Here is a 16832-nt window from a genome sequence, read left to right as displayed (position 1 = left end):
ATAGCGGGTAACGGCGATTATCCGGTTGCGGAATAATTGGACGATCGCGCAGGGAACCGCCGGATTCCAGCCGGAATACAATGGGAATAGGCGAATGCCGGGGATCAGACATCATGGAAAGGCGGGGAGCTCGTTGCCGACGATCAGCCTCTGTATGATTGTGAAAAACGAGGAGGAGCTGCTTGAACAGTGCTTGAATTCCTTGCGGGGAGTTGCTGACGAAATTATTATCGCCGACACGGGCTCGACGGACCGGACGAAGGAGATCGCCCGCAGCTATACGGAGCATGTGCTTGATTTTACGTGGGTGGACGATTTTTCGGCGGCGCGCAATTACGTTTTTAGTCAAGCAAGCCAAGAGTATATTTTCTGGCTGGATGCCGATGACGTGCTTCTGGACGAGGACCGGAACAAGCTGCTGGCTCTTAAAGAGGAGCTTGATCCTTCGATTGACGGCTGTTCCATGTTCTATCATTATTCCTTTGACGATTATGGCAAAGTTAATCTCAAGTTCAGACGCAACAGGCTTGTTAAACGATCGCGCGAGTTCAAGTGGCACGGAGCCGTACATGAATATTTGGATGTGTCGGGAAACGTAATTGATACCGATATTGCCGTTACGCATAAGCGGGTTCATGAGGCGAAGGGCCGGAATTTGACTATTTATGAAAATAAACTGCGCGGCGGAGCACAGCTTTCTCCCCGCGACCAATACTATTACGCCAACGAGCTGCGCGATAACGGTGACCATGCAAGAGCCGCGCAGCAGTATGAGAGATTTCTAGAAATGGAGCAGGGCTGGGTGGCGGATAAAGTGGCGGCTTGCGACAAGCTGTCGGATTGTTATTATCGTTTGGGCGAGCATGACAAGGAACGGCAGGCGGCGCTGAGGGCGCTTGAATACGATACGCCCAGAGCGGAAATTTGCTGCCGGCTGGGGTATCATTTTTTGCTGAGGGAGAAATATTCCATCGCCGTGTTCTGGTATAAGCTTGCGGCGAGCCTGGACCAGCCCGAGGAGGATTGGGGCTTCCGCAACGAGCAGTGCTGGACGTGGCTGCCCCATGTTCAGCTGAGCGTTTGTTATTACCGGCTCGGCAAGGAGCGGCTTGCTTGGGAGCATAATGAACAGGCGCTGCGCTACCGGCCGCAGGATCAGCGGCTGCTGGGCAATAAGCTTTTTTTCGAGGCGCGCTTCAAGGAAAGAGGAGAATTTGTTTAGATTGCGTTGCCTGCAGGCGAAGCGCGGTACTGCCGTGACAAGAAGCTCCGCCCGGGGAGGGACGGAGCTTCTTGTGATGAACGGCGCTATTCGGCAAGCCTCAGCCGTTCCTGGTCGATCTGCGCTTCAGCTTCAGAAGCAGATCATGAAGAGCTCCGCTGAGACGAAGTATTTTTTTGGCTTTGGCCGGTGAGATTTGCCCGTTTTCGGCTACCTCGACGAACTGCTCGTCGAATTTATACAGCGTCTGAATTGCGCTTTTGAACTTGCATTGTTTGATTTGAGCGATTAGGCGCTTGAGTGTTCCTTCCAGGAAATCAAGACATGGGTCGGAGCTCAGCAGCTTTTTAATATCCAGGGCCAGCTTTAACGCTTCGGCAGTTTCAGGGCCTTTGCACGGCTTGCATGGTAAAACCTTAACGATACGCACAACGCGCGTCACTTTGACCATGTCGCCGTCTTCACCTCGCGGTCCGGTTGGCCCGGTTATGCCACGCGGTCCGGGGCCTCCCCTTGTGCCGGGAAACCCGGCCGGTCCAGCCTGGCCGGCGCGTCCGGCGGAGCCCATTGGGCCAGCCGGTCCGGGAGCTCCGCTTGGTCCTGACGCTCCGGTCGCGCCGATCGGTCCAACGGCTCCTACCGCGCCCATCGGCCCCATTACGCCGGTAGCGCCAGCCGGTCCAATCGCGCCGATCGGTCCGGTTGCTCCGGTCGTTCCGGCGTCTCCATCCGGCCCTGTATCGCCGGTCGGGCCATCCGCCCCAGTCGGTCCTGTCGGTCCTGTCGGCCCCGGAATCTCGGGCCCGGTCGGTCCGGTCGGCCCCGGCGGTCCATCCGAACCTGTAGGTCCCGGACCGCCGGTCTCTCCGGTTTCTCCAGTCGGCCCCGTTGGTCCGGCTGGTCCGGGAGGGCCGGTAATTTGCTCATCCAGCTTTGTCACAAACGCGCTTGGAAAAAAGGATGCCGTCGGCTGAAACGCATTTTCTACCGGAAAGTCGGTTGAAAATGTGAAGCCGGTAAGATAGGCGTGGCCTGTCGAGTCAGCGGCTATGGACTGGCCGGAATCGGCAGCGCTGCCGCCCAAAAACGTGGAGTAAACAAATGAGCCGGCACCGTTGAATTTAGCGGCAAACGCATCCGCGCCGTCGGTAGTTGCCTGAAACGGATTCGCGAGCGGGAAATTGACGGAGCTGGTAGCACCCGTCACATAGGTGTTGCCGAACGGGTCCGTTGCCACGCCGTTGCCTGTATCGGACCCGATCCCGCCCAGGTAGGTAGAGAAAATAAAGATGCCCGTAGGATTAAATTTGCAGACGTAGGCGTCGCTGCTTCCTCCATTGGCCAGCTGAGCCGGATTCACAGTCGGAAAGTCTGTGGAAAAGGTTGTTCCGGCGGCATAAAAGAAGCCGTAGACGTCCACTGCGATGCCGTTGCCGAAGTCGTCTCCGCTTCCGCCCAAATAAGTGGAAAAGATTAGGGAGTCGCCGCCAATGTCGAACTGGGTTATAAAGGCGTCGGTTGCTCCGCCGCCATAACCAGGCTGAACCGGGTTAAGTGTAGGTAAATCCGTAGATGAGGTCGTTCCCGTTATATAAGGCTGAAATGCCGTATTCACGGAAATGCTTTGGCCGACGGTCGTATTGCTGCCGCCGAAATAAGTTGAGAAGAGCAAAAAGTTTCCAAAAAAGCTCCAAAATATTTTGGTGACAAAGGCGGCGCTTGTTCCGGGAAGAGCGCCTTGAAAGGGGCCTTCCGTAGGAAAGTCGACGGAATCGGTGCTTCCTGTAACATAAATATTTCGGTTTGCGTCCGTGGCGACGCCGTAGCCGATATCTTCGCCGCTACCGCCCAAATAAGTCGAGTAGTTGAGCAGCCCTGTACTATCGAGACTTGATACAAGCGCATTCGTTCCGGCAGGCGCTACGGGAAACAAAGTAATCGTCGTGAGCGGGTAGTCCGTCGAAGTTGTGCTTCCGGTTATATAACAATTGTCAAAGCGGTCAATGGCGATGGACCGCCCGATATCGGTCAGCGTACCGCCCAGATATGTGGAATAAATTAAGGTGGTGCCTGATGCGTCGAATTTGGTAATAAAAACGTCGCTGTCGCCTGCTAAAGCGGCCTGAATTGGACTAGCCGTCGGAAAATCGGTTGCCATCGTCGCTCCCGTGACATGCGCGTTTCCGGCGGCGTCCACGGCGATGCCGAAGCCCTGCGAGCTGCCGTCCGTGCCTCCGAGGTAAGTGGAGTAAGCCAGCACGGGATCGATAATGAGCGGCAGCGACCGGTCATAGGTCTCGTGCAGCTGGAATCCGACCGTATCGGCTCCAAGAATGATGTATCCCCCGGCGATCGGAACCTTTTCCCCTTGGACTTCTTGATAAATAAACGGTTTGCGCAATTTCAGCGGATTTTTATAGGCCTTAACGATTAAGTGCCCTCCCTCATCGAGCTCAACTCCATCGGTGCTTTCGAATTGCAGCCTGATCTGATGCGGATCTGCTTGGGGCGCGACAATAAAATCGAATTCCAGCTCGTTCTGATTGCGGTAGAAGACCATGTCGATGCCGGGGTAGAGCCCGTTATAGTTGACTTTATTGTAAGTTGGAATGTTTGTACGCCATTTGGCAGGATCCTGTCCCCGATAATAGTGCTTTACGGCGTCGAAACGTTCCATTCCGCAAATGACCGGATTTTTTTCGGCTCCCGCAAAGTACATCCGCAGTCCCCATGTCTCCCACTCCATCGGTGTTTGCTTGGCAGCGGCAGCGGGATCCGTATCCTGAACCAGTTCGCTGAACATCATTGCGATATGGGAAGGGGTAAAGTACAAGGTTGAATCGTGACTTGTCAAAAGGTAAGCGACCTGCGAATCCGATTGTCCCGCATTAAGCTCAAACACGGGAAGGCTGTTCGGTATTGGCCTTAATGAGGCAGCGACCTGCCTCGATGAATCGGTCATTGCTGCGCCTCCTGTTCCTTTAAGATCTGATAGTGTATTTTCTGTGGGTATAAGCTGGTCAGGGCAAATGCCAACGGTCATGAAAAATAGGCTGGGGTGCAAGGGGGCGAGGTCTGGCTGAGGGTTACCGCCTTGAGCGCGAGCGGTGTTTCTTCGGATGCTTTTTGCAGCATTTATGCTGATTGCGTTTACCGCAGCAGCAAATCCGAATGATTTTCACAATTTTGATCGTTTTACCGGCAGGCCCTCGGAAACCTCGCGGCCCGCGCTGGCCGTTCCGGCCCGCTGGCCCGGATGCTCCAGTCGGTCCTCCCGGACCAGGCGTCCCGCTGGCTCCCGTCGCTCCGGGAATTCCGGGCAGTCCCATCGCTCCCATGGCGCCGTCGCTCCCGGTTGCTCCGGCTGGGCCAACAGCGCCGGATGCCCCAGTCGGCCCAGCCGGACCGGTTGCACCAACGGGACCGTCAGCACCAGTTACGCCTGGAGAGCCGGTTGCTCCAGTCGGCCCGGCAGGCCCGGTCGGACCCGTTGGGCCGACTGCAATATCGTCGACGATTTTGGAAACAAATGCGGCCGGAATTGCCTCTAGAGTCGACTGGTAAGGATTTTCCAACGGAAAGTTGAACGAGGTTGTTGCGCCCGTCACATAGGCATTGCCGCTGAAATCGGCCGCGATTGACTGCCCCGCATCCGGATTGGAGCCGCCTAAATAAGTGGAGTAGATAAATGACCCCGTTGCGTTAAACTTGGAAATATAAACGTCGGCTCCGTCCGTCGTTGTCTGCAGCGGATGAGCCAGCGGGAAGTTGAATGAATCGGTAACTCCCGTCACGTAGGTATTGGCAAACGGATCGGTGGCAATGCCTGTGCCAATCTCGTCGGAGCTGCCGCCTAGAAAGGTCGAAAATATAAAAGCGCTGCCCGCCGGATTGATTTTGCATATAAAGGCGTCATCCCCGCCTCCGATTGCCGGCTGAACGGCATTTGCAGTCGGGAAGTCGGCGGATGGCGTGGAGCCTGTCACATAGGCGTTACCGTAACTGTCCACCGCAATTCCGCCGCCGGCATCGTCTCCGCTTCCCCCGAGGTAGGTGGAATAAAGAAGAGCAGCTCCGCTTGCGTCAATTTTGGCCGTATAAGCATCGCTGTCTCCGCCGCCGAATAACGGCTGAATGGGGTTGGCGAGCGGAAGGCCCGCGCCTGTTGTGCCGGTAATGTACATATTGGTGAAGCCGTCTACGGCAATGCCGCCGGCTGAGGTGGAATCGGCCCCTCCGAAATAGGTGGAGTACAAAATAGAGGCCCCCATTGAAGCTAGCTTAGTTACAAATACGCTGTTGGAAGCGGGCAGAGTCGACTGGAGCGCGTTTTGCAGCGGAAAATTGTCTGAAGCCGTATTGCCCGCGATATAAGCGTTGCCGGAGCTGTCCACCGCAATCCCAACGCCCCAATCGTCCCCGTCTCCGCCGAGATAGGTGGAATAATTCAGAGCGCTACCCGTTGGATCGAGGCTGGTTACAAAAGCATTAGCATTCGGAGGAGCGGAAGGCTGTACGGCGGAAGCAGTCGGAAAATCCGTAGAATACGTAATTCCGGTTACATAAACGTTACTGAAACGGTCAACGGCAATGGAGTTGCCCTCGTCAAAACCGCTGCCTCCCAAATAAGTGGAATAGATCAAGGTATTGCCGGCAGCACTGAACTTTGTAATAAATGCATCCGTAGAGCCGCCATAATCCGGCTGAATGTTGCCGTCATTGGGAAAGTTGGTCGCCATTGTTCTTCCCGTCACATAGGCGTTACCGCTTGCGTCCACGGCAATGCCGTTGCCCTGCGTAAACGCATCAGCACCAAGATAAGTGGAATATTCCAAAACAGGATCAATCACAAGAGGCAGCGCAGCTTCATACTTGCCTCTGAGCTCGAACCCGACCATACCTGGTTCTTCTATCCGATATCCACCGTCTATTCTGTTTCTGGCTCCGTCCCTCATCTGATAAATGAATGGCGTTCGCAGCCGAATCTGATGCCCGTAAACGCTGACCGCGAGGTTACCGTCTTCATTGACGCTAATTTCGTCCGCGCCTTCAAATTCCAGCAGAATAGACTGGGGATCTCCGCCCGGAGCGAGAATGAAGTCGAACTCCAGCTGCTCGCCGGACCAGTAAAACACCAGATCAATGCCGGGGTAGAGCCCGCTGTATTTGATTTTATCGAAGGTCGGAATATTGGAGCGCCACGTTGCAGCATCCTTGCCTGCAAAATAATTTTTTGTTGCTTTCAGCCGCTCGAGCCCTTGAATAAGCGGCTGCCTCTGAGCGCCAACAAAGCGCATTCGCAGCCCCCACGTTTCCCACTGCTTTTGTGCAGGAGCTTTGGCGGTTGCGGTAGGGGGCGGTTTCTCTTGCTGTGCCGGCCGGCCAAACATCATGGCAATATGTGAAGGGGTAAAATATAGAGTTGAATCCCAGCCCCGCAGAAGATAGGCGACCTGGGCATCCGTTTGGCCCGCGTTGAGTTCAAAAACAGGTCGGCTCGCAAACCCCTGCTTTTGCGCCGGTATTTCGGTCATAGCTGCGCCTCCTGATTGGATTTGATCTGATATAGTATACTTATTGGGTGAGGGCCGGTACGGGTGTTTGCCGGGGGAGAGCCAATTTGGGCATAATGCAGTATAAAATCACAAGCAATTACGTCGAAAAGTCCATGTACGCTCTTCCCGAGACTTGTAATAATAGAAGAGAATTCTCGTGACCATTCCTATTCAACTCTTAAGCGGAGGCTTCTATGTACAAGAGGATGATCGCGTACACGTTGAAATACCGACTGAGCTACCTCATGATTGTGACCAATATATGCATTGCCATCCTCCCGATTTGTTTGCTGGGGACTATCGGCTATATTGCCTACGTGCACACGCTGAAGCAGAATGCGCTGGACAATATGGAGCAGTTCGTTCTCCAGACGAACAGCCGCTTCGATGATTACTTTAATCGCATCGATCAGCTGTCCAAAGCGGTCTTCTATAATTCAAATATTCAGCGTACAGCGCTTTCCAATAGTCTATGGGAAGAATCCCAGACGCAGTTAAAAAATCTAAGCTCGTATATGTCAATTGATCCGACCATTAAAGCGATTGGACTTATTGACAGTAAAAGCTTAACGAATGAAATGAATGTCGAGAATGTAAATAACGCTACAACGGGCCAATTGCTTAAAGAAGAGCTGGATTATCTATATTTGGAAAATAAATCAAATTCAATTAGCGTCAAAATCCAAATTTCGCCGCCTATGGAAGGAACGGATAAAAAACAGGGTCTGCTTGCGTACAGGAAAGTGAAGTCGATTTCCAAAAGATATATGCAAGAGATTTATATCGGTGTTATCCTTCTCGACACGCAGTGGATTCAACGGATTTTGCAGACAGAGACGATGGGCAGCAAGGCCAATTTGTTTATTATTAACGGCAAGGGAGATTTGATCGGCTCATCGGCCAGCCGCTTGGATTTTAAACGTGTCCAGCCGCTCATTTTGCAGCAGCAGAATGAAAGCGTAACCGACATTCGTCTGGACGGCGTCAATTACCTCTATCAATCTCTTCCGATCAAAAGCCTGGATTGGAAGTTTATCGCTCTGATCGATAAGGACCAGCTGTTGGCAAAAGCAAGTGTGATTCAATTTTCAGTAATTGGCGTTATTGCCATCATTTTATTTGTGGTCGGATTGGCAGCCGTATCATTCAACATCCGCCTTACCCATCCCATAACCCGTCTTGTTGACGCTTTTGACAGCGCGGCCAACGGCGATCTGGACGTTAAGCTTAAGTTCACTTACAAAAATGAAATTTCTGTCATTCAGGATCATTTCAACAATATGCTCAAACAGATTAAAAAGCTAACCGACAATCTGCTTCAGTCCCAGCAGCAGTTGCACCAGACGGAGATGGACAAGCAGCTTTTCCAGCTGAACGGCCTGCAAAGCCAGATCAACGCCCACTTCTTGTATAACGTCCTGCATTCCATCCGCGGAATGTCCATGTCCAACGCCAAAAAGGAAGTTGCCGAAGCGATCGATAATCTGGTCCAGTACTTCCGGTACATTACCCGCAACGATGAGTACGTTTTGTTAATGAAAGAACTAGAGCATTTGGAGCGATATATCGCCATTCAAAAGATTCGCTACGGCGATCGTTTGCAGTTTAGGGCGGATATGGACTCAACGCTGAACAGCCGGTCCATCGTGAAGCTGATTTTACAGCCTCTGGTCGAAAATTCTCTGATGCACGGCTTGGAAGAAAAGGGGGGCCGCTGGAATATCCGCATCCGGGCGCATGTTGAAGGCGATTTGTGGAAAATCAAAGTGATGGACAATGGCAACGGCATGACGGAGGAGAAGCTGGAAAGCTTGCGCGAGGAGCTGGCAGGCAGGAGAGCGCCGGCTGAAAAAGAGAGCGGTGAGATCGGTCAGGGAATCGGCTTGGCTAACATCCACAAGCGGATTCAGATTTATTACGGGGAAGCGTATGGACTTACCATTAAAAGCTGGAAAAACAAGGGCACGATCGTGACCATTACGGTCCCTCTGAGAGAGAAGGAGGATGTCAGCAATGTATAATTTACTTCTAGTAGACGACGAACCTTGGATTTTAAAAGATATGGAACAAATTATCGACTGGGAAGAAGCCGGATTCAACATCGTCGCCAAAGCAAATGACGTCAGCATAGCGGAAAGCCTGCTGCGCCGCCAGCGGATCGACGTCATCATCAGCGATATCCGTATGCCGGGCAAAACCGGCCTGGACCTGCTTGCATTCGCAAACCGGGTGTCGCCGGGAACACTCGTTGTATTTATGAGCGCCTACAGCGACTTTACGTATGCCAAACAAGCGATTGAGAAGGGCTGTTTTAACTATTTGCTGAAGCCCGTCAATACGGACGAGCTGCTGCGGACGCTGGCAAGCTGTACGCAGCGTCTTCAGGAGCGGGAACGGGAGCGGCGTTTTCAACAGGCGTATGATCAATCCGTTATGTTGTTGGAATGGATTGAGAGCGATGTGACGATTCGCCAAATCGTTGACCGCATCGCATCCACGGGGGCAACGTTCAGGCCGGGAGAGCAGTATCTATTTATGACGGTAAAGAGCCAAGAGACACTGGCAGAAAAGGATTTGCAAGATATCGACCGCCTGCTGGAATCGTACCGGATCGATTGTTTTAAATGCCGGAACAGCCCCGTCAAATCGACCTATTTGCTCAGTCTGCCTCAGCTTTCCTATAAAGAGCTGCGCAAGTTGTATCGCGAATCGAGCCGCGAGGTAGCCGCACGCAGCTGGGAAGTCGGCATCAGCGGCATCGGTTCCGCCGATCATGGCGTACATCGCTTGTACCAGCAGTCGAACCGGATGGCGGATACGTCTAGCCTAAACGGAAAAAGCGGCATTTACCGCCACCGGCCGGATGTTAATGCGGCAGTTCCGGCGCTGAAAGCGCAGATTGGCAAAGCGACGAGAGTGGAGCATCTGGAGGCGGCGGTGTACGACATTCAGAAGGGCATTCAGCGCGGGCGTATTCATTTAAGCGGCTTGGCTGAACTGTACAATCTGTTTGTTATTTCCCTGGCTGGCCTCATATCGCCCGGCACTGCCGGAGACGAGGACTTCATTACGGCTCAGGATCTGGTCATTTATTACGGCAAGCCGCAGGACCTGCTGGAAGAGATGATGCTGAGGATCGAGGAGCAGAAGAAAAAACCGGGTGAGATTAATGCCGTTCCGATTGTCGAGGAGATTACCCGCGATCTGGATCGCATGTTTGCCCACCGGATCTCGCTAAAGGAGATGGCGCAGAAATATTATATTAGCCCGAACTATTTAAGCCATCTGTTCAAGCAGGAAAAGGGCAAAAGCTTTATTAATTACCTTATACACAAAAGGCTGGAAGCGGCCGTCTCCTTGCTGGAAAAGGATATTTCCCTCTATGAGGTGGGCAAGCTCGTCGGGTATGACGACTACGCTCAGTTCAGCAAGCTGTTTAAGAAACATCTTGGCGTGTCGCCGATGGAGTACAAGCAGCGGAAAAAGGCTTAACGAAGCTCCATAGGTTAATCCGGGTTATAAATGCTCTTTGTAGAAATAAATCTTAAGGGAATGCCCGTGGAGCTATAATTGGACACAGAGGAACTTCTGCCGGAATACCCATAGTGGCAAGATATTTCAAATGATAACTGCGCCTCCGCGGGAAAACTGGGAGGAATAGGAAATTGTCTTATATTAAAGAATAAAGTTGAAGTAACGGTGTACGTAAAACGGAGAGTTAACTCAATATGCGTCTGACCTCTTGTCCCTTGAACTTGGCGCGGGATGTTAAGCGGAGTTGGGAGTGTCGGTGTGTTCTGAGACAAAGCTTTTCTTTTTATGAATCTAGTGATATCTGACATCTTATGTCGTAGAGTGACTTGGGATTGGACTTTCTGAATGAAGCATAAAAAAAGGCGATTTATCAATAGTCTATAAATGTAAAACAGCCCCCTTCCAATCCTTTGGAGGGGGCTGTTTGATTTGGGCAGACTACGAGCGCCGGTAGAAATAACGCCATTTTTCATGTTCAATCCATCCGTGTGCACATGATCCATTCCTAATGCTGAAGTGAGCCGAGGGACTTTGCCCGCTCTGTTTGTTCTGTTGTCTAATTTCACTCTATCCGTCCAAACATCGTAAAAAACCACAACTAAGCTTCCAGTCTCAGTACATATAACCCTGCTCAGGCCTGTGGCACAATAGACCTACAACGGGGAGCGCCCCCACGGATCAGACTCGGTTCGGGTCCGCATGTTGCGCACATATCAAGAGAGCAGGTGAAGCAAACGATGGATGCCAGTGTGGCTAAGGCCAATCCAGATGCAGGCAAAATCAAATCAGCCGCCCGGAGCGAGCTGCGGAAGCGGATTATGGGCTATAGGATGCTCTACGTGATGCTGCTGCCGGCTATCGTGTTCCTTATTATTTTCAGTTACATTCCGATGTACGGGGCGTCGATCGCCTTCAAGGATTTCTGGATAACAAAGGGCATTCTAGGCAGCCCGTGGGTAGGGCTGGAGCATTTTGAGAAAATATTCCGAACGGAAAAGTTCTGGCAAGTATTCCGCAATACAATCGAGATCAACCTGCTGCGGCTCGTATTCGGGTTCCCGGCGCCAATTATTCTGGCTATTTTGCTTAATGAGGTTCGGCATAAGTTTTTCAAACGTTCCATTCAAACGATCATTTATCTGCCGCACTTTATTTCCTGGGTAACGATTGCCGGTATTATTTTCTCAATCCTCTCCACGGAGGGATTGGTCAACAATATTATCGTCGCTTTTGGCGGGACTCCCATTAACTTTTTGACGAACGACGGCATGTTCCGTCCGTTGCTGATTATTTCCGGAATTTGGAAGGAAATTGGCTGGGGCACCATCATCTATATGGCAGCGCTGGCTGGCATTAACCCCGATCTGTACGAAGCCGCTACCGTGGACGGAGCGAACCGCTTCAAACAGGTCATCTATATTACATTGCCAAGCCTGCTCCCAATCATCTCTATCTTGCTCATTCTGAACTTCGGCAGCATGATGAACGGCGGTTTTGACCAAGTCTTCAACTTGTACAACACGATGGTTTACGAGAGCGGCGACGTCATCGACACCTACGTGTACCGGATCGGTTTGACGCAAGGCGAATACAGCGTGGCGACCGCAATCGGGCTTCTACTCAACGTCATCAACTTCACGCTCCTCGTGCTTGTGAACTACACATCCAAAAAGCTGAGCGGTCAAGGCATTTATTAAAGGCGGTGAACCCTAACGATGAAAACAACCAGCCTGTCCGGCAAAATTTTCGACGCAGTGAATATCGTCTTCCTGCTGCTCCTGGCCATTGTTACCCTGTACCCATTCTGGCACGTCCTAATCGGCTCGGTTCTGCCCTACGAGGAAGCCATTAAATCGAGCTTTAACCTGTTCCCTACCAAATGGTCGTTTGAAGCATACGAATACGTATTTTCCAAAAATACGATTCCAAAGGCGCTGCTTGTTTCCTTGTTCGTAACCGTGCTGGGCACGTTTTACCAGCTGTTCATTACGGCTATTACGGCCTATCCGCTTATTAAGCAGGACTTGCCGGGGCGTTCAGCCATCTTTCTGTTCATGGTATTCACCATGTTCTTCTCCGGCGGTCTCATTCCGTACTACCTGCTGATCAAAAATCTCGGTATGGTCAATCATTTGTCCGTGATGATTATCCCTGCGGCGCTTAGCATGTACAATATGATTGTACTTAAAACGTTTTTCCAGAGCATACCGCTGGAGCTGGAAGAGTCGGCCAAAATGGACGGCGCCGGTTACATGACCATCTTCTTCCGGATTATTTTGCCGCTGTCGATTCCATCTCTCGCCACAATCGGGCTGTTCATCGCTGTCGGCCAATGGAACAACTGGTATCAGCCGATGCTGTTCCTGAACGATAAGGATCAGTGGCCGCTGGCCATGGTGCTGCGGGATATTCTCATCAATAACAATACGAACACAACGGCGAGCGTAAGCGCCGTGAACGAGCAGTTCATGCTTGCGGATACAATCAAAAACGCCATCGTCATGATTTCCGTTATCCCGATTATTATCGTGTATCCGTTCATCCAAAAGCATTTCGTGAAAGGGGTGATGATCGGCTCGATCAAGAGCTGACCTTATTTCGCGAAATGATAATTCGATAATCTTGTTAGTTCAATGATCATAAGGGGAGCTGAAAAGAAATGAATAGAACAAAAAAGAAATGGATCGCTTCCATGGCCGTTGTGCCGCTGCTCGCTGGCGTAATCGCCGGCTGCTCCGGCGGCAATAACGGAGAAGGAGCGGCTAATACGCCGGCGGCGAACAACAGCGGAGGGTCGGACAAACCGGCCGCTCCGGTCGAGCTGTCCATATTCAGATGGGATTTTGAAGGAGTAGATGCACCGGATTCCGCCATCTACAAACGGCTGCAGGAGAAACTGAACATTAAGCTGAAGCCGATCGTTGCTTCCTGGAACGACTGGGAGGAGAAGCTTAACGTTATGATCGCCTCCGGAGAGATGCCGGATGTGTTCGTCTCCAATGGAATCGGCAAGCCGATTCAGTACAAGCAGTGGGTCAAGGAAGGCCTCCTTCTGAATCTTTCCGATGAAGCATCGAAATACCCGAACATCGGCAAATCGCTGGCTAACTTCGAGGTGCTTGCAAAATCGACTGAGGGCAAACATTACGGGCTTCCGATCTTCAACGAATCGGGCAGCGGCAAAAACTCCATTAACGGCCATAACATCCTGATCCGCAAGGACTGGCTGGATAAGCTGGGTCTGAAGGTGCCGACGACGATTGACGAATTCTACGCAGTAGCGAAAGCGTTTACGGAGAACGATCCGGACGGCAACGGCAAAAAGGATACGTATGGCTACACGTCCAGCTCCGGCGGCGTATGGTGGCAATATCCGATTTTTAACGCATTCGACGCGAGCACGGGCCGTTTCCAAAAGACGGCTGACGGAAAATTCGAGCCGGAAGTTATCTCGCCGGGAATGGAGCAAAGCGTAGCGTTCCTGAACAAAATGTACGGTGAGAAGCTTCTCGATCCGGACTTCATGCTGAACACGGATGAGCAAAAGGTTGAAAAGTTCATTACCGGCAAAGTCGGCATGATTGTCAACAACCTGAATGCCACGTTCTATACGGACATCACCAATAAATTCCAAAAAGCTTACGCAGACAAAGATCCGAAGTCGATCTTCACTTGGGTCGGAACGCTGAAGGGCGCAAACGGCAAGCAGCGTATGGACGGCTCCAGCAACTTCTGGCTGCAAACTTCGATCAACGCGGGCATTTCCGACGAGAAGAAGCAAAAAGCGCTTGAGCTGCTTGACTACCTGCTGTCAGAGGAAGGCCAAGACCTGATGCTGAACGGCATCGAGGGCGTACATTATAAGCTGGAAGGCGACAAAAAAGTTCCGATTATGACGCCAGAAGAGAAAGACAAGGACTTTGCGTTTAAACTGAGAACGCTGGTCTCCTGGAACACGGACTTCCTGCCTGAAAGCACGCCTAACCGCGATCAGATTCTGACTGCTGCCAAATCCACAGGCGATTACGCAGTTCCAGATCCGCTGGAGTTCCTGAATATTAGCGAGGACGCACTGGATCCTGCTATGGTCGGCGAGCTGGGCGATTACGTGAATCAACAAATCGTCGATATGATCGTCAAATCCAAAGACGTACCGGCCGACTTCGCGAAGTTTAAAGAAGAATGGCTGAAAAAAGGCGGCACGAAGCTCGTCGAAGAAACAAACAAACAAGCGGCTGCAGAAGGCCGTTAACACAACTAAAAACGACCGGGCGCCTGCGGAAGCGGAGTGCCGGTCGTTTTTCCCTTATATTTAGAATGCCGTTATGAGGATAATAAAAAAGAAGCCGGGTAACCGGCTTCTCTTCTTGGTTTGTTTTAGTTCCAGTCAATCGTTTGAAACGTATTCGTCAACGCGGATTCCCGCGCTTTGAGACATTGCAGGGCGCTCATCAGGCCGCCCTCAATCGGGCTAATCGAAGCGCTTTTGTTTTGAATCATGTCGATGTAGTTGCGGGCAAGCACTTTGTCGCCGCCAAAATGGCTTTGGTCCGACTTAATTTGGTACGTTTCCACCCGGTCCGTATGATGCATAAACACCTTGATAGTCTCGGTGTAAAAATCGAATTCCACGGTGCCTTTATAACCCAGGAAGCGCGCGCCGCGGGCCTCTGCACCTCTGCGGGCGAAAAAGTTCTGCGAGTAGGAAACATGCATGCCTGTGTCGTAGTAGACAAGAGCGCTGCCGGAATCCTCGTTGCCGGTATCCGTGCCGAATACGCATTGCATTTTTTCATCGTGCGCGGCGCTGTCAGGACAACTATGCTTCTCGTCGCACTGATGGCAATGCAGACCGGCGGGCTTGTCGCCTTTATAGATCTGCTTGGATGTCATGGCGCAGACGCTGACAGGCTGATATTGAAGCACATGATTGATATAATCGAAGTCATGCGTGGCCTTTTGCAGGAACAGTCCTCCGGTTAGCGACTCGTCGCGGTACCAGTTATGGTAGTAGACGGAGCCGTAAGGAACGTTGTTCACGGCCTGCACATGCTCGATGGTTCCGATTTTGCCGGAATCGACGATTTCTTTGACTACCTGTACGATGTCACATACGCGAAGCGGGAAAGATACGGTGACGGGAGCGTTCCACTGCTCAGCGCCTGCTTTTAACCGGAGCAGATCTTCCATGGTCGTTGCGACCGGTTTTTCCAGAAAGAGCGGAATGCGCGTCGGGAGCACCTTCAGCGCCATCTCGGTGTGAAGATAACATCTCGTGCCGATCAGTACGCCGTCCAGCTCGGCGGAAGCAAGCATCGCCTCCGGCGTATCGTAAAAAGCGGTATGCTGCAGCAGCTGCGGTTGATGTTCCTGGTACATTCGGCTCTGAGGGTCGACGATGGCCGATACCGTGCAGGTCGGTTCCAGCTTGATTATTTCCTGGATGACGTGCTGAATCCGGGATCCGTATCCAATGACGCCTAACTTCATAACCAATGCCTCCTTTTGCGGTGATGGACTTGTTTCATTATACGAAACAACCGCAGAGACTGGCTTTGTACTCGCAGACGCATTATTTGTCATTTTGGGGAAGGGAGCTGCCAAGCTGATGAATCTGGAAAGGACGCATCTGAACCTGTTTTTCGACATCCGCAGCATCATTACGATGTTTTACTTTGAGTTCGGCAAAGATTATATATTCTCCGGGGAGAAGCATGACTTCTGGGAGCTGGTCTACGTGGATAAAGGGGAAATCGAGGTCATCGCCGACAGCCGGCGCTACAGCCTGCAGCAGGGCAGCCTCATTTTTCATAAGCCCAACGAGTTTCACAGCCTGACGGCGATACGCGGCAAAGCCCCTAACGTCATCGTCATCACCTTCGACTGCCACTCTCCGATGATGGAGCGGTTCGCGGACAAATTATTTCTGCTGAATCACGAGCAGCGCAACGCTATGGCCCGAATTATCAGCGAAGGCGCCAATGCGTTTGAGTTTCCGTTCCGCTATCCGCTGACCCGGAACCCGAACCAGCCGCTCGGCAGCGAGCAGCTGGTGAAGGTGTATCTGGAAACCTTCCTGATCCTGCTGCTGCGGGGCGATTCGTCCCTGGAGCATGGACGGGCTCCGCTGCTGCTGCCAAAGGAAAAGGACGAGGACCGGCTTGTGTCTGCGATCGTTACTTTAATGGAAGAGCGGTTATCCTCGCAGCTGAGCCTCATGGAGATCAGCCAAACGCTTCATATAGCCAATACAAAGCTCAAGGAGCTGTTCAAGCGCCATACGGGCAAGACGGTCATGGAATATTACGCTCATATGAAAATGGAAAAAGCCAAGCTGCTCATCCGCGAGGACGGGCATAACTTTACAGAAATCTCGCGCCAGCTCGGATTTAGCAGCGTGCATTATTTTTCCAAGGCGTTTAAACGCTCCAGCGGCATGAACCCTTCGGAATACGCCAAATCGGTCAAGGCAAGAAGCCGGATCGAGCAAAAGGCAAGCCAAAAAGGTTGAGCGCGTTTTA

Annotated in this window: 10 protein-coding genes; 7 read left to right on the top strand and 3 right to left on the bottom strand. The window is 51.9% G+C overall.

Annotated features, from left to right (window positions below):
• Positions 1-133: 133 nt before the first annotated feature.
• On the top strand, positions 134-1222 hold the full coding sequence (locus M3223_RS10825; protein WP_251561309.1) for a glycosyltransferase: 1089 nt from the start codon (positions 134-136) through the stop codon (positions 1220-1222).
• A gap of 100 nt (positions 1223-1322) precedes the next feature.
• Here M3223_RS10825 and M3223_RS24265 read toward each other — a convergent pair whose 3' ends face one another.
• Together M3223_RS24265 and M3223_RS24260 are read right to left on the bottom strand one after the other, a co-directional pair.
• Positions 1323-4184: an SBBP repeat-containing protein gene (locus M3223_RS24265; RefSeq protein WP_285891219.1), complete on the bottom strand. Its 2862-nt coding sequence runs from the start codon at positions 4182-4184 to the stop codon at positions 1323-1325.
• 124 nt (positions 4185-4308) lie between these two features.
• Positions 4309-6756 (bottom strand): SBBP repeat-containing protein, encoded by a 2448-nt coding sequence (locus M3223_RS24260; RefSeq protein ID WP_285891218.1) that lies wholly within the window; start codon positions 6754-6756, stop codon positions 4309-4311.
• 215 nt (positions 6757-6971) lie between these two features.
• Between M3223_RS24260 and M3223_RS10800 the strand changes: the two genes are divergently transcribed.
• The 5 genes from M3223_RS10800 (at position 6972) to M3223_RS10780 (ending at position 14563) form a co-directional block, all read left to right on the top strand.
• Complete coding sequence (locus tag M3223_RS10800) at positions 6972-8798, top strand: cache domain-containing sensor histidine kinase (protein WP_251561308.1); 1827 nt, start codon at positions 6972-6974, stop codon at positions 8796-8798.
• A complete protein-coding gene (locus tag M3223_RS10795) occupies positions 8791-10269 on the top strand; it encodes a response regulator transcription factor (protein WP_251561307.1) in 1479 nt (492 codons plus the stop codon). The genes M3223_RS10800 and M3223_RS10795 overlap by 8 nt, the downstream gene beginning before the upstream one ends.
• A 779-nt stretch (positions 10270-11048) precedes the next feature.
• The gene (locus tag M3223_RS10790) at positions 11049-12008 is read left to right on the top strand and encodes an ABC transporter permease (protein WP_251561306.1); all 960 of its coding nucleotides are present in this window, start codon (positions 11049-11051) and stop codon (positions 12006-12008) included.
• Between the two features lie 18 nt (positions 12009-12026).
• Positions 12027-12902: a carbohydrate ABC transporter permease gene (locus M3223_RS10785; RefSeq protein WP_251561305.1), complete on the top strand. Its 876-nt coding sequence runs from the start codon at positions 12027-12029 to the stop codon at positions 12900-12902.
• A 68-nt stretch (positions 12903-12970) separates the two neighbouring features.
• A complete protein-coding gene (locus M3223_RS10780) occupies positions 12971-14563 on the top strand; it encodes an extracellular solute-binding protein (RefSeq protein ID WP_251561304.1) in 1593 nt (530 codons plus the stop codon).
• A gap of 125 nt (positions 14564-14688) precedes the next feature.
• Here M3223_RS10780 and M3223_RS10775 read toward each other — a convergent pair whose 3' ends face one another.
• Complete coding sequence (locus M3223_RS10775; RefSeq protein WP_251561303.1) at positions 14689-15801, bottom strand: Gfo/Idh/MocA family protein; 1113 nt, start codon at positions 15799-15801, stop codon at positions 14689-14691.
• A 118-nt stretch (positions 15802-15919) separates the two neighbouring features.
• Between M3223_RS10775 and M3223_RS10770 the strand changes: the two genes are divergently transcribed.
• A complete protein-coding gene (locus tag M3223_RS10770) occupies positions 15920-16822 on the top strand; it encodes an AraC family transcriptional regulator (RefSeq protein WP_251561302.1) in 903 nt (300 codons plus the stop codon).
• Positions 16823-16832: the final 10 nt, after the last annotated feature.

Source organism: Paenibacillus pasadenensis (assembly GCF_023715725.1).
GTDB lineage: Bacteria > Bacillota > Bacilli > Paenibacillales > Paenibacillaceae > Paenibacillus_O > Paenibacillus_O pasadenensis_A.
Note: the sequence above shows the minus strand (reverse complement) of the source record. Positions and strands in the feature narration are given on the sequence as shown.

Bases quoted from the DNA above. Each gene is read 5' to 3' on its own strand.
- M3223_RS24260 (WP_285891218.1), bottom strand. From the start codon at position 6,756: ATGACCGAAATACCGGCGCAAAAGCAGGGGTTTGCGAGCCGACCTGTT.
- M3223_RS10770 (WP_251561302.1), top strand. From the start codon at position 15,920: ATGAATCTGGAAAGGACGCATCTGAACCTGTTTTTCGACATCCGCAGC.
- M3223_RS10795 (WP_251561307.1), top strand. From the start codon at position 8,791: ATGTATAATTTACTTCTAGTAGACGACGAACCTTGGATTTTAAAAGAT.
- M3223_RS10785 (WP_251561305.1), top strand. From the start codon at position 12,027: ATGAAAACAACCAGCCTGTCCGGCAAAATTTTCGACGCAGTGAATATC.
- M3223_RS24265 (WP_285891219.1), bottom strand. From the start codon at position 4,184: ATGACCGATTCATCGAGGCAGGTCGCTGCCTCATTAAGGCCAATACCG.
- M3223_RS10800 (WP_251561308.1), top strand. From the start codon at position 6,972: ATGTACAAGAGGATGATCGCGTACACGTTGAAATACCGACTGAGCTAC.
- M3223_RS10775 (WP_251561303.1), bottom strand. From the start codon at position 15,801: ATGAAGTTAGGCGTCATTGGATACGGATCCCGGATTCAGCACGTCATC.
- M3223_RS10790 (WP_251561306.1), top strand. From the start codon at position 11,049: ATGGATGCCAGTGTGGCTAAGGCCAATCCAGATGCAGGCAAAATCAAA.
- M3223_RS10780 (WP_251561304.1), top strand. From the start codon at position 12,971: ATGAATAGAACAAAAAAGAAATGGATCGCTTCCATGGCCGTTGTGCCG.